The 12,875-nt window shown below is 55.5% G+C and carries 17 protein-coding genes; 12 read left to right on the top strand and 5 right to left on the bottom strand.

All coding sequences use genetic code 11. The annotated features are described in order from the left end of the window. Position 1: 1 nt before the first annotated feature. Positions 2-418: a flagellar basal body rod protein FlgB gene (gene flgB, locus OWK27_RS16290; protein ID WP_148421753.1), complete on the bottom strand. Its 417-nt coding sequence runs from the start codon at positions 416-418 to the stop codon at positions 2-4. A 157-nt stretch (positions 419-575) separates the two neighbouring features. On the opposite strand from flgB, the gene flgA reads away from it, so the two are divergent. The 3 genes from flgA to flgN all read left to right on the top strand — a co-directional run bounded on the left by flgA (position 576) and on the right by flgN (position 2,052). Then, positions 576-1,235, top strand: a complete 660-nt coding sequence (gene flgA, locus OWK27_RS16285) for a flagellar basal body P-ring formation chaperone FlgA (RefSeq protein WP_148421754.1) — start codon at positions 576-578, stop codon at positions 1,233-1,235. Positions 1,236-1,328: 93 nt separating this feature from the next. Continuing rightward, complete coding sequence (flgM, locus tag OWK27_RS16280) at positions 1,329-1,622, top strand: flagellar biosynthesis anti-sigma factor FlgM (RefSeq protein ID WP_148421755.1); 294 nt, start codon at positions 1,329-1,331, stop codon at positions 1,620-1,622. 4 nt (positions 1,623-1,626) lie between these two features. Next, positions 1,627-2,052, top strand: coding sequence for a flagella biosynthesis chaperone FlgN (gene flgN, locus OWK27_RS16275; protein WP_176610636.1), 426 nt, complete (start codon positions 1,627-1,629; stop codon positions 2,050-2,052). A gap of 59 nt (positions 2,053-2,111) precedes the next feature. Here the strand turns inward: flgN and murJ are convergent, their stop codons facing one another. The 4 genes from murJ to rimJ form a co-directional block, all read right to left on the bottom strand. After that, positions 2,112-3,647 carry a murein biosynthesis integral membrane protein MurJ gene (gene murJ / locus OWK27_RS16270; protein ID WP_267590774.1) on the bottom strand — a complete coding sequence of 512 codons (1,536 nt, stop codon included), beginning with the start codon at positions 3,645-3,647 and terminating at the stop codon, positions 2,112-2,114. 110 nt (positions 3,648-3,757) lie between these two features. Further along, positions 3,758-4,681: a Gfo/Idh/MocA family protein gene (locus tag OWK27_RS16265; protein WP_148421758.1), complete on the bottom strand. Its 924-nt coding sequence runs from the start codon at positions 4,679-4,681 to the stop codon at positions 3,758-3,760. A 2-nt stretch (positions 4,682-4,683) separates the two neighbouring features. Further along, positions 4,684-5,331, bottom strand: coding sequence for a YceH family protein (locus tag OWK27_RS16260; protein WP_267590773.1), 648 nt, complete (start codon positions 5,329-5,331; stop codon positions 4,684-4,686). A gap of 9 nt (positions 5,332-5,340) precedes the next feature. After that, positions 5,341-5,925, bottom strand: a complete 585-nt coding sequence (gene rimJ, locus OWK27_RS16255; RefSeq protein WP_047353553.1) for a ribosomal protein S5-alanine N-acetyltransferase — start codon at positions 5,923-5,925, stop codon at positions 5,341-5,343. A gap of 236 nt (positions 5,926-6,161) precedes the next feature. Here rimJ and mdtH point away from each other — a divergent pair, with 236 nt between their 5' ends. The 9 genes from mdtH to OWK27_RS16210 all read left to right on the top strand — a co-directional run bounded on the left by mdtH (position 6,162) and on the right by OWK27_RS16210 (position 12,844). Next, positions 6,162-7,370 carry a multidrug efflux MFS transporter MdtH gene (mdtH, locus tag OWK27_RS16250; protein ID WP_148421760.1) on the top strand — a complete coding sequence of 403 codons (1,209 nt, stop codon included), beginning with the start codon at positions 6,162-6,164 and terminating at the stop codon, positions 7,368-7,370. Between the two features lie 119 nt (positions 7,371-7,489). Further along, entirely contained in the window at positions 7,490-8,050 is a 561-nt protein-coding gene (locus OWK27_RS16245; RefSeq protein ID WP_017384739.1) for a lipoprotein, read from the top strand. Positions 8,051-8,176: 126 nt separating this feature from the next. Then, on the top strand, positions 8,177-9,223 hold the full coding sequence (gene pyrC, locus OWK27_RS16240; RefSeq protein ID WP_148421761.1) for a dihydroorotase: 1,047 nt from the start codon (positions 8,177-8,179) through the stop codon (positions 9,221-9,223). Positions 9,224-9,297: 74 nt separating this feature from the next. After that, positions 9,298-9,543, top strand: a complete 246-nt coding sequence (dinI, locus tag OWK27_RS16235; RefSeq protein WP_176610640.1) for a DNA damage-inducible protein I — start codon at positions 9,298-9,300, stop codon at positions 9,541-9,543. A 273-nt stretch (positions 9,544-9,816) separates the two neighbouring features. Next, positions 9,817-10,071, top strand: a complete 255-nt coding sequence (bssS, locus tag OWK27_RS16230; RefSeq protein ID WP_003858012.1) for a biofilm formation regulator BssS — start codon at positions 9,817-9,819, stop codon at positions 10,069-10,071. 116 nt (positions 10,072-10,187) lie between these two features. Then, entirely contained in the window at positions 10,188-11,306 is a 1,119-nt protein-coding gene (gene solA, locus OWK27_RS16225) for an N-methyl-L-tryptophan oxidase (RefSeq protein ID WP_267590772.1), read from the top strand. Positions 11,307-11,356: 50 nt separating this feature from the next. Beyond that, a complete protein-coding gene (locus OWK27_RS16220) occupies positions 11,357-11,470 on the top strand; it encodes a DUF2770 family protein (RefSeq protein ID WP_148421764.1) in 114 nt (37 codons plus the stop codon). 227 nt (positions 11,471-11,697) lie between these two features. Continuing rightward, positions 11,698-12,264, top strand: coding sequence for a cytochrome b (locus tag OWK27_RS16215; RefSeq protein ID WP_176610642.1), 567 nt, complete (start codon positions 11,698-11,700; stop codon positions 12,262-12,264). A gap of 1 nt (position 12,265) precedes the next feature. Then, positions 12,266-12,844 carry a YceI family protein gene (locus tag OWK27_RS16210; protein ID WP_148421766.1) on the top strand — a complete coding sequence of 193 codons (579 nt, stop codon included), beginning with the start codon at positions 12,266-12,268 and terminating at the stop codon, positions 12,842-12,844. Positions 12,845-12,875 lie beyond the last annotated feature (31 nt).

The following is a 12,875-nucleotide window of genomic DNA, read 5'->3' as shown; positions in this document are numbered from 1 at the left end:
ACTAGTTGCCCCCCTGCAGGACGGTCATCATGCCTTTGATTTGTCCGCCGAGCAGCGTCAGGCCTGTCTGGTATTGCAGGCTGTTATCGGCAAACTGTGTACGCTCCCGGTCCATGTCGACGGTGTTACCGTCAAGCGAGGGCTGATCGGGAATACGGTAAAGCAGGTCGGTTGGTGGCGCGGTCATCGCCTGAGCGGGAATATGACGTGAAGACGTCAGGGCAAGTGCGACACCCGTTCCTTCGGCACGTCCACGCTCCATCACTTTTTTGAGTTCACTGGAAAAATCAATATCGCGCGCCTGATACCCCGGGGTATCCGCGTTAGCGATATTGGCGGCTAAAATCTCCTGCCGCTGGGCGCGTAAGTTGAGCGCTTCCTGCTGAAAACGTAACGCGGCGTCGAGTTTATCGAGCATGTCTCCTCCGCTGATGGCAAAATTTCAGTTCACAGCTTAAATCTCAGGGCGTCTCCCTTATCGACGGAATAAGCGCAAAATGCGTCGCTATTTGTTGCGTTGATGCAAAACCGCTGCGGGTAGAATTTGGTTAATTCTGGAAATGGTGGGACATGCGATGCAGACTTTAAAACGTGGCCTGGCGGCAACCCTGCTGCTTGTAAGCCCCCTCGTGCAGGCTGGGGGCGTAGAAGAACAGCTCAACGCCTTCTTTGCACAGAAGCTGGCCGGTTTTAGCGATGACGTTCGCGTGACGGTGCGTACTCCATCCAATCTTTATCCAACCTGTGAGGCACCGTCGTTCAGCGTTACCGGCAGCACAAAGCTTTGGGGCAACGTGAACGTGCTGGCGCGCTGCGCCAACGAAAAGCGCTATTTACAGGTTGCGGTTCAGGCGACGGGCAATTATGTTGTCGCCGCGGTCCCCATTCCCAGAGGCAGCCTGTTGCAGCCAGAGAGCGTGACGCTGAAGCGAGGCAGGCTGGATCAGCTTCCGCCACGCACCATGCTCGATATTAACCAAGCGCAGGAGGCCGTCAGCCTGCGCGACGTCGCGCCGGGACAGGCGATACAGCTCTCTATGCTGCGCCAGGCGTGGCGGGTAAAAGCCGGTCAGCAGGTGATGGTGGTTGCCAACGGAGAGGGCTTTAGCATCAACAGCGAGGGGAAGGCACTGAACAATGCCGCCGTGGCGCAAAACGCGCGGGTCAGAATGTCCTCAGGCCAGGTGGTCAGCGGCACCGTCGGTCCTGATGGGAATATTCTGATTAACCTGTAATCTTTTTAAAGATTTCGCGGCGACTGCCGATAAATATTCAACAAATGATGATGTCAGGCGCCAACGCCGCGAACCCTCGATGAGGACAACACTATGAGCATTGATCGTACATCAGCCCTGAAGCCGGTTAGCACTGTACAACCTCGCGAAACGAATGACACGCCAGCGCAGAAAACGCGTCTGGAAAAAACCTCGACGGCTAACAGCACCAGCGTCACCCTGAGCGATGCCCAGTCGAAGCTGATGCAGCCAGGCAGCAGCGATATCAACATGGAACGCGTTGAGGCCCTGAAAACGGCCATCCGTAACGGTGAACTGAAAATGGATACCAGCAAAATTGCTGATGCGCTGATTCAGGACGCCCAGAGTTTCCTGCAGAGTAACTAATCGTATGAGTCGACTGTCAGAAATACTGGATCAGATGACGGTGGTCCTGAACGATCTGAAAACCGTGATGGACGCAGAACAGCAGCACCTCTCTTCTGGTCAAATCAACGGCAGCGCGTTGCAACGCATTACTGAAGACAAAAGCTCGCTTCTGGCGACGCTGGATTATCTCGAAAAACAGCGTCGCGCTGAGCAGGATCAGAAACGCAGCGCCAATGACGAGATGAATGAACGCTGGCAGACCATTACAGAAAAAACCCAGCATCTGCGCGATCTCAACCAGCACAACGGCTGGCTGCTGGAAGGTCAGATTATCCGGAACCAGCAGGCGCTTGAGGTGTTAAAGCCCCATAAAGAGCCAGGGCTGTACGGTGCGGATGGCCAGGCAGCCACGGCACGTATTACGGGCGGGAAAAAGATTTCGATTTGACGCGATAGCGGCAGGTCATGAAGCGGGGAGCACCGTCCGGTGAACTCCCCTTTTGTCGTTTATACCGTGCGGCGGGTAAACTCTTTTACCTTGAAGCCGAGCACCGCCAGCGTGGCAAAGTAGGCCACCACGCCCACGGCCACCACGGCCATCAGGCGCATCAGACGGTAAGGCATGGTGCCCTGCGCCCAGTCGGGCATCACGTACAGCATGCCAGCCAGCGCTGCCGCCATCACCAGTACCGCGATCACCAGACGCAGCAGAAAACGTGCCCAGCCAGGCTGCGGCGTAAAGATATCCTGCTTGCGCAGCTGCCAGTACAGCAGCCCGGCGTTCAGGCAGGCTGCCAGGCCAATCGACAATGACAAACCCGCATGCTTCAGGGGACCGATAAACGTCAGGTTCATCAGCTGCGTCATAATCAGCGTCACAATGGCAATCTTAACCGGCGTTTTGATGTCCTGACGGGAGTAAAAGCCCGGCGCCAGCACCTTAACCACAATCAGCCCCATTAAGCCCACCGAGTAGGCGATAAGCGCCCGCTGCGTCATGGCCGCATCAAAGGCGGTGAATTTCCCGTACTGGAACAGCGATACCGTCAGCGGTTTCGCCAGGATCCCCAGCGCCACCGCGCTGGGCAACGCCAGCAGGAAACAGAGACGCAGACCCCAGTCCATCAGGCGGCAATATTCATCGTGATTGCCGCTGGCAAAACTTTTCGACAGCGACGGCAGCAGAATGGTCCCCAGCGCCACGCCCAGCACGCCGGACGGAAACTCCATCAGACGGTCAGCGTAATACATCCAGGAGACCGAGCCCGACACCAGGAAAGAGGCAAAGATGGTATTGATGATGAGCGAGATCTGGCTGACGGACACCCCGAGTATCGCCGGCCCCATCTGTTTGATAACCCGCATTGCGCCGGCATCTTTGAAATTAATGCGCGGCAGGACCAGCATGCCAATCTTTTTCAGGTGCGGAAGCTGGTAAGCAAGCTGCAGCACGCCGCCGACGGTCACGGCCCAGGCCAGCGCCAGCACCGGCGGGTTAAAATGCGGCGCGGCAAACAGGGCAAAGCCGATCATGCTGACGTTAAGGAACGTGGGGGCAAACGCCGGAACGGAGAAGCGGTTCCAGGTATTCAGGATCGCCCCCACCAGCGACGCCAGCGAAATCAGCAGAATATAGGGAAACGTGATACGCAGCAGCTGCGTGGTCAGGGCAAACTTATCCGCCGTGTCGGCAAAACCCGGCGCCGTCACCATGATCACCCAGGGGGCGGCCAGCATCCCCAGCACGGTAACGATCGCCAGCGCCAGCGTCAGCAGGCCGGAGACGTAGGCAACAAACACGCGGGTGGCATCTTCACCCTGCTTGCTTTTATATTCCGCGAGGATCGGGACAAACGCCTGCGAGAACGCCCCTTCGGCAAAGATGCGGCGCAGCAGGTTCGGCAGCTTAAACGCGACGAAAAAGGCGTCAGTCGCCATTCCTGCGCCAAAAACCCTGGCCACAATGGCGTCGCGCGCAAAGCCAAGCACGCGAGAAAACATGGTCATCGAGCTGACGGCCGCCAGCGATTTTAATAAGTTCATTAACGTGAAGTTCCACAACCATACGGCAAAACGCCTGCAAAGCAGGCGTTGAAGAAGCGCTTAGTCTACCGCGATTTAAACGAATTACTATCGGCAGATGTTACAGCGGGTTATTCCGACATCGCTTCGCGCCAGAGTCGTTCTACGATGCGTTGCGCCAGAATCGCCTGCTCTCCGGACGTTTCAGGAACCGTCTGATTTTGCACGCAGGTGATGAAGTGACGCGCGCAGCCGACGAAGCCCCGCTGCTCCAGCGTGCTCTGCCAGCCGGGTACGGGTAACGTGACCACGCCCTTGCCCTTCTCTTCCCGCCACTCTCGCATATCGGTTACGTCATACAGCGCGCCATCCGTTACGGCCTGCACGGACTCGCGCTGGCTGCCCGCACGGCGGTGCATGCTGGTCGTAACCTGCAAATGCTCAACGGCAAAATGATGTTCGGCGTAAACCATCTCTCCCTGCTCGTTGGTGAGCAACGTGCCGCTTTGCAGCTGCGCATTGCCGTTGCTCAGCCACAGCGCCGTGTCCACCACGTGCAGATAGTCATCCAGCAGCGTGAAGCGCAGATCGTTTGGGCCAACGCTGTCGGTACGGTGCTTGTCCATTCGCAGCGAGGCAAAGGACCCGGACTGCGCCTTAAGCTGCTGGTAGAGAGGCGCGAAGCGGCGGTTGAAACCGACCATAAGCGTCAGGTTTTTACGCGCGGCCAGATCTATCAGCCTTTCAGCATCCTGCACGTTTTCCGCCAGCGGCTTATCCACGCAGACGTGCACGCCCGCGTTCAGCAGCTCGCTCACGACCTGGTAATGCGTCGCGGTTGAAGTATGTACAAATACCGCATCGCATTCTCGGGCCAAATCCTGCAGCGAACCCGCATAAGGGATGCGCCAGGTTTCGCAGATACGCTCTGCCTTTTCGCGAGTGGGCGACCACGCCCCCTGCAGCGTCCAGTCCGACGCTGCGCCTAAAACCGGCAGCCAGGCTTTTTGCGCAATCCCGCCCAGCCCCACAACACCAATGCGTAATGTCGTCACGATTAATCTCCCAGATGAGCGAGTAAAGCATCCAGACGCTGCTTCAGCCCGGCAACCTCGTCCTCCAGCGCTTCCACGCGGGCAGCCAGGCTGTCTGCCGCAGGCGTGCTGGCTCCAACGGCCAGCGCGGAGGTGTCCACGTCGCCGCTGAAAAGATGCATATAGCGGCTTTCACGCTTGCCCGGCTCGCGGGCCAGGCGCACCACGTAAGGGCCGTCGTCACGGGAAGCCAGCCCGTCCAGCGTCTGTTCAACCTCCTGCATATCACGAAACTCATGCATGCGGGAGGCGCGAGTGCGCAGCTCGCCCGGCGTCTGCGCCCCGCGCAGCAGCAGCGTGGCGATCGCCGCCACTTCTGCGGCGCTGAATTTTAGATCGCCAAATTCAGAATTGCAGAAGCGCTGTTCGTACTTGGTGACGCGATTACCGAAGCCGCTGACGGTGCGCAGATAATGGCGTTTCACCAGCTCGTCGAGCGTGTCCTGCACCTCGTGTTCGGCGAGGTTCATAACCGGATCACGGTTCGTCTTTTGATTGCAGGCCATCGTAACGGCATTGACGGAAAGGGGATACTGTTCCGGCGTCGTGACCTGTTTTTCCAGCAGGCAGCCGATCACGCGCGCTTCGGTGCCATTTAAACGATATTTCATTTTTTCTCCTTAACGACCCGCGGTCCAGTCCTGCGTGGTGAGCGCGGTAAGAACATGGTCCCGCCACTCGCCGTCAATCAGCAGATAATCTTTGGCATAGCCCTCTTTTTCAAACCCCAGGCGGGCCAGCAGATCGCCGCTGCGCTTGTTGTGCGGCATGTAGTTCGCCATGATGCGATGAATATGTTGCGTACGCTGCATATAGCGAATCGCCGCCGTCAGCGCCTCAAACATAAGCCCCTGCCCCTGCCATTTCTGGCCAATGGAGTATCCGAGGTAGCAGGCATGAAACGATCCGCGCACCACGTTTGAAAAATTGGCGATACCAACGATCTCTTTCTCTTCCGGATCGAGAAGCGCGAAGTAAAACGCACTTCCCTGCTTATGAAATTCCGCAATCATGCTGAGGCGCGCCTGCCAGCCGGAGGGGTAGCAGTGGCTCTCGTCCCGAACGGGTTCCCAGGGTTTTAAAAACTGGCGATTCTCGGCGTAATAATCCGCCAGACGCCAGGCATCACGCTCATGCACCAGACGAACGACCAGCCTGTCCGTTGTCAGACGCACTTTCGGCACATTACTGCGATAGCCAAACATCGATACCACTCCTTCCCGTCGCTTCTGCTCTGCCTGTTAGCTTTACTATACCTGCGCCCGTGCCTTCTGTGAAAACAGTGACATACCATTTTTATCGCTTTTTGCATTTTTCGATGAGAACTCTCTATCAAAGCACCTTTTTGATAAAAAAATATTGTCGCCTTCAGGTATGGGAAAAATCCCAGCGACACCGCAGAATGTTAGCGTGCTCACCTTTTATTTTCCCTGGAGGGAAAATGTCCCGCGTATCACAGGCCAGGAGCCTGGGTAAATATTTCCTGCTCGTCGATAACATGCTGGTCGTGCTCGGCTTTTTTGTCGTTTTTCCGCTGATATCGATCCGCTTTGTCGATCAAATGGGCTGGGCGGCGCTGATGGTCGGTATTGCCTTGGGCTTGCGCCAGTTTGTTCAGCAGGGACTGGGCGTGTTCGGCGGCGCCATTGCCGATCGCTTTGGCGCAAAACCGATGATTGTCACCGGCATGCTGTTACGCGCGGCGGGCTTTGCCACCATGGCTATCGCCCATGAGCCGTGGCTGCTGTGGTTCTCCTGCTTCCTTTCCGGGATTGGCGGCACCCTTTTCGATCCACCGCGTACCGCGCTGGTGGTCAAGCTCATTCGTCCGCAGCACCGGGGAAGGTTCTTCTCAATCTTGATGATGCAGGACAGCGCGGGCGCTGTCGTGGGCGCTCTGCTGGGAAGCTGGCTGCTGCAATACGATTTCCGCCTGGTCTGCGCCACCGGTGCGGTCTTATTTATGCTCTGCGCCCTGTTTAACGGCCTGTATCTTCCGGCGTGGAAGCTGTCGACGGTCAAAGCGCCGGTGCGTGAAGGGCTTGACCGCGTGCTGAGCGATAAACGCTTCGTGACGTATGTTCTGACGCTCACCGGCTACTATATGCTCGCCGTGCAGGTCATGCTGATGCTGCCGATTATGGTTAATGATATTGCAGGCACGCCGGCGGCGGTGAAATGGATGTATGCCATTGAGGCCTGCCTGTCTCTGACCCTGCTTTACCCGATTGCCCGCTGGAGCGAGCGTCGTTTCCGGCTCGAGCACCGCCTGATGGCCGGGCTTTTGCTGATGACGCTGAGCATGATGCCCATCGGTCTGGTGAGCTCGCTTCAGCAGCTGTTTATGCTGATCTGCACGTTCTACATCGGCTCCATCATTGCCGAGCCGGCGCGTGAAACGCTGAGCGCGTCACTTGCCGACGCCCGTGCCCGCGGCAGCTATATGGGGTTCAGCCGCCTCGGACTGGCCCTTGGCGGTGCGCTGGGCTACACCGGTGGCGGCTGGCTGTTCGATGCCGGAAAAGCGCTCCATCAGCCGGAGCTGCCGTGGGTAATGCTCGGCATGGTCGGCTTTATGACGCTCGTTGCCCTCTGGTGGCAGTTCAGCGATAAACGCAGCACGCGCGGCATGCTGGAGCCTGGCGCCTGACCTTCCGCGGGGAGTGTTCTGCGCCCTTCACTATCGGTTTTTTCTGCTGGTTTCTGCGGGATCACCCTGACATACTGGCGTATCAGGACAGATGCGCCGATTTTATGTTGAGGAACGCCATGAAAAAGATCGTTATTGCCGCTGCGTTAATTGTCAGCGGGCTGCTGGTGGGATGTAACCAGCTTACGCAGTACACCGTCAGTGAGCAGGAAATTAATCAGGCGCTGGAAAAACATAATAACTTTTCAAAAGATATCGGCGTGCCCGGCCTTGCGGATGCGCATATCGTCCTGACGAATCTCGCCAGCCAGATCGGGCGCGAAGAGCCAAACAAGGTTACCCTTTCCGGCGATGCCAGCCTGGACATGACCTCGCTCTTCGGCAATCAGAAAGCAGATATTAAACTGAAGCTCAAGGCGCTGCCGGTCTTCAATAAAGAGAAAGGGGCGATTTTCCTGCAGGAGATGGAAATCGTCGATGCGGTTGTGACGCCGGAGAAAATGAAACCGGTGCTGCAAACGCTGATGCCTTACCTTAACCAGTCATTGCAGAACTACTTTAACCAGCAGCCTGCCTATGTCCTGAGCGAAGACAAGAGCAAAGGCGAATCGCTGGCGAAAAAATATGCCAAAGGGATAGAGGTGAAACCGGGAGAGATTATCATACCGTTCACCGACTAACCGCACAGGGCGCTCAGGCGCCCTTTTTTTTACGGAAAAGTGTGCAAACGAAAACGTTTACGCTTATGATTTGTGTCCGGCAAAAACAGCCATCTTATGACTGATCCCTTTCAAGCCGGAGCTTCCATGACTGTACAATCCCAGGTTCTCAAAATCCGCCGCCCTGACGACTGGCATATCCATCTGCGCGATGGCGATATGCTGAAAACCGTCGTGCCTTATACCAGCGAAATCTATGGCCGCGCGATTGTAATGCCCAACCTGGTTCCGCCAGTCACTACCGTCGATGCCGCTGTCGCCTACCGCCAGCGCATCCTTGACGCCGTTCCGGCCGGACACGATTTCACCCCGCTGATGACCTGCTACCTGACGGACTCTCTGGATCCGAATGAAGTCGAGCGCGGCTTTAACGAAGGCGTGTTCACCGCCGCTAAGCTCTACCCCGCCAATGCCACCACCAACTCCAGCCACGGGGTGACCAGCATCGACGCCATCATGCCCGTGCTGGAGCGTATGCAAAAGCTGGGAATGCCGCTGCTGGTGCACGGGGAAGTGACTCACGCAGAAATTGACATTTTCGATCGCGAAGCGCGTTTTATCGAAACGGTGATGGAGCCGCTGCGCCAGCGTCTTCCGGCACTGAAGGTGGTGTTTGAGCACATCACGACGAAAGATGCCGCGGAGTACGTCCGCGACGGTAACGAGCTGATCGCTGCCACCATCACCCCTCAGCACCTGATGTTTAACCGTAACCACATGCTGGTGGGCGGCGTGCGTCCACACCTGTACTGCCTGCCGATCCTCAAGCGTAATATCCACCAGCAGGCGCTGCGTGAGCTGGTCGCCAGCGGCTTCTCCCGCGCCTTCCTGGGCACCGACTCCGCCCCGCACGCCCGCCATCGTAAAGAGGCAAGCTGCGGCTGTGCGGGTTGCTTCAACGCGCCAACCGCGCTCGCAAGCTACGCAACCGTGTTTGAAGAGATGAATGCGTTAGCGCATTTTGAAGCGTTCTGCTCCCTCAACGGCCCGCGCTTCTATGGGCTGCCGGTCAATGACAGCTTCATTGAACTGGAGCGTAAGGAAAGCCAGGTCGAAGAATCTATCGCACTCACCGATGATACGCTGATCCCATTCCTGGCAGGTGAAACCGTAAGCTGGTCGGTCAAACGCTAAAAAAACCACGCCCCCTGTTGTCAAACCGCCTAGATAACTGTATAAATACACAGTACATTACACAGGGGGCATTTATGCGTATTGAAGTCACGATTGCCAAAACCAACGTTCTGCCTGCTGGCGCGCTTGACGCCCTGGCGGGTGAGTTATCCCGACGTATTAACAGCACATTTCCTGAAAACGGTGGCGCCGTAACGGTACGTTATGCAACGGCAAACCATCTCTCCGTCATCGGCGGAGCGAAAGAAGACAAAGAACGCATCAGCGAAATTTTGCAGGAAACCTGGGAAAGCGCCGACGACTGGTTCATCACGGATTAAAATTTGCTCCCTCATTGCGTTTTTTTGCCGGGTCGCCCCGGCTTTTTTTCGTTTCGCTTCCCGAAAGTTCAAAATATTTCAGCATCTTCTTAGAAAATCGTGAACAAGATGGCGTTTTATTGTTCGAACAATCCTAAAAACCATAAAAATGTGTTGCTACCCATTTATTTTTTCCTGCGGAACCCTTATTAATTGGTATACTGAAAATGCTTCAGAAAAACATGCATTGAACCTCAAAGTCGTTGTCTTCTAACACGCATTAAGGGGGTTATAATGGAAAAGAATAGTGAAGTCATCCAGACCCATCCGCTTGTTGGCTGGGATATCAGCACCGTAGACAGCTACGACGCGCTGATGCTGCGTTTGCACTACCAGACCCCGAATCAGCTAAACCGTGACGAAGCGGAAGTGGGACAGACGCTGTGGCTTACAACAGACGTCGCCCGTCAGTTTATCTCTATTTTGGAAGCAGGCATTGCAAAAATAGAATCTGGCGACTATCAGGAAAATGAGTATAAACGGCATTAATCTCATGCCCGCATTTTCACTCCACAGGCACCCTCGCGGTGCCTTATTTATTTCTTTCTTGTATAAGCCCGCACAGTTAATTACTCTGCTAACAAAGCGTTAGTGAAGAGAAGCCTATGACTTACGATTTAATCATTATTGGAAGCGGCTCCGTAGGATCTGCCGCCGGCTATTACGCCACGCAGGCCGGCCTGAATGTGCTGATGATCGACGCGCACCTTCCCCCGCATTCAGAAGGAAGCCATCACGGCGATACCCGCCTGATCCGTCACGCTTATGGTGAGGGTGAACGTTACGTACCGCTTGTGCTTCGTGCACAAACGCTGTGGGACGAGCTTGCCGCGCAGACCGAGGAGCGCATATTTGAGCGCACCGGGATTATCAATCTTGGGCCAGCCGACTCGGCGTTTCTGTCCACCGTCGAAGAGAGCGCAAAAGCTTTCCACCTGGACGTCGAGCGTCTGGACGCGAACGGCATAATGGCGCGCTGGCCGGAAATTTCCGTTCCTGACGATTACATTGGTTTGTTTGAGGCCAACTCTGGCGTACTGCACTGCGAAACGGCCATTAAAACCTGGATTGATTTAGCCGCCAGGGCGGGCTGCGCGCAGCTGTTTAATTGCCCGGTTACGGCCATCAGCCACCATGCCGGGGGTGCTACGGTCACCACACCTGACGGCGAGTATACTGCGACGCGCCTGCTGGTGAGTGCGGGAACGTGGGTAACGAAGCTGCTGCCGGACCTGCCCGTCCAGCCGGTACGCAAGGCCTTCTCCTGGTTCCAGTCTGATGGACGCTACAGCAGCCAGAATAAATTCCCGGCGTTCACCGGCGAGTTACCCAACGGCGATCAGTTCTACGGTTTCCCTTCCGAAAAAGACGCGCTCAAGATCGGCAAACACAACGGCGGACAAATCATCACCTCTCCTGAAGAGCGCAAGCCGTTCGGGGCTTATCCGCAGGATGGTTCCGAAGCCTTTATGTTCCTGCGCAACATCCTGCCGGGCGTGGGCGGCCTGCTGTATGGCGCGGCGTGCACCTATGACAACACGCCAGATGAAGACTTTATCATCGACACCCTGCCCGGACACGACAACACCCTGATCGTAACCGGGCTTAGCGGTCACGGGTTTAAATTTGCCTCGGTGTTGGGGGAAATCGCCGCCCAGTTCGCCCAGGGTATTTCGCCTCAGTTTGATCTGAAACCCTTCGCGCTCTCGCGCTTTGACCGATAATACCTCCCCAGGCTCCGAATAACCGGAGCCTGTTTAGCTACAGAGGCGTTATGCGCAGACTGGTAAATTACCTTATCAATAACATCCGCGAGCATTTCATGCTCTACCTTCTTCTCTGGTCGCTGCTGGCGATTATCGATGTCATTTATATTGTCTTCTTCTGAAAACTCTCGCTGACGTTTACTGACACTCCCTTAAGTTTATTTAACTTCCTTTTTTTTAAAAATCAGCCCCTCAAATTTATTGAACGAAGCAATTGAAATACATTGCGGAAAAACATTCAAATTCGCTGAAATAAATTAAATAAAAATCATTATCCTTTTTTTTCAGTTGCATTATTTATTTATCACGTTCATTTTTACTGCTCGAACATCTGAAAACGGAAATTCATATGCAATGGCGAAACTCTTCCAGCCGCTACGGAATAATATCCATGTGTTTACACTGGCTATTTGCCCTTGCCGTCTATGCCATGTTTGGTCTCGGGCTGTGGATGGTGACGCTGAGCTATTATGACGGCTGGTATCACCAGGCTCCCGAGCTGCACAAAAGCATCGGGGTGCTGCTGATGATGGGGCTGGTTTTCCGTATCATCTGGCGGCATGTCTCTCCCCCGCCGCCGGCGCCCAAAAGCCACAGCCGATTCACCCGCATCGCTGCAGTTGGCGCACATATCGTACTCTATGCCCTGCTGTTGGCTATTCTTGTCAGCGGCTATCTCATTTCGACCGCAGACGGCAAGCCGATTAGCGTGTTTGGGCTTTTCGACGTCCCCGCCACGCTGGCCGATGCGGGCGCGCAGGCTGACACCGCAGGTGTGGTTCATCTGTGGCTGGCATGGAGCGTTGTGATCCTCTCAGTTCTGCATGGCCTCGCGGCTCTGAAACACCACTTTATTGATAAAGACGATACGCTTAAGCGCATGCTTGGCCGTTCGTCAGCTGACTCTGGAGCATAAAATGAAAAAACGCCTGTTGGGTATCGCATTAGGTTCGCTGTTATTTACTGCCGGTTCGGCCGTTGCCGCTGACTATAAAATTGATAAAGAGGGCCAGCACGCCTTCGTCAATTTCCGCATTCAGCATCTGGGCTACAGCTGGTTATATGGCACGTTCAATGACTTCGACGGCACCTTTAGTTTTGACGAGAAAAATCCCGCTGCCGATAAGGTGAATGTCACCATCAATACCAACAGCGTTGATACTAACCACGCCGAGCGTGATAAGCATCTGCGCAGCGCCGAGTTCCTGAACGTGGCGAAATTCCCGCAGGCTACCTTCGCCTCGACAGACGTGAAGAAAGACGGGGACAAGCTCAATATTACCGGTAATCTGACGCTGAATGGCGTGACAAAACCAGTCACTCTTGAAGCGAAATTAATGGGACAGGGCGACGATCCGTGGGGCGGAAAACGTGCTGGCTTTGAAGCGGCAGGTAAAATTCATCTGAAGGACTTTAATATCACCACCGATTTAGGCCCGGCGTCGCAGGACGTGGAGCTGATTATTTCAGTGGAAGGCGTACAGCAGAAGTCGTAAAAACAGGCCCGGCCGGCAATCGCGCCGCCGG

Origin of the sequence: Enterobacter cloacae complex sp. 2022EL-00788 (genome assembly GCF_026627565.1) — a bacterium.
Classification (GTDB): Bacteria; Pseudomonadota; Gammaproteobacteria; order Enterobacterales; family Enterobacteriaceae; genus Enterobacter; species Enterobacter pasteurii.
This window is presented reverse-complemented; position numbering and strand designations above follow the sequence as displayed.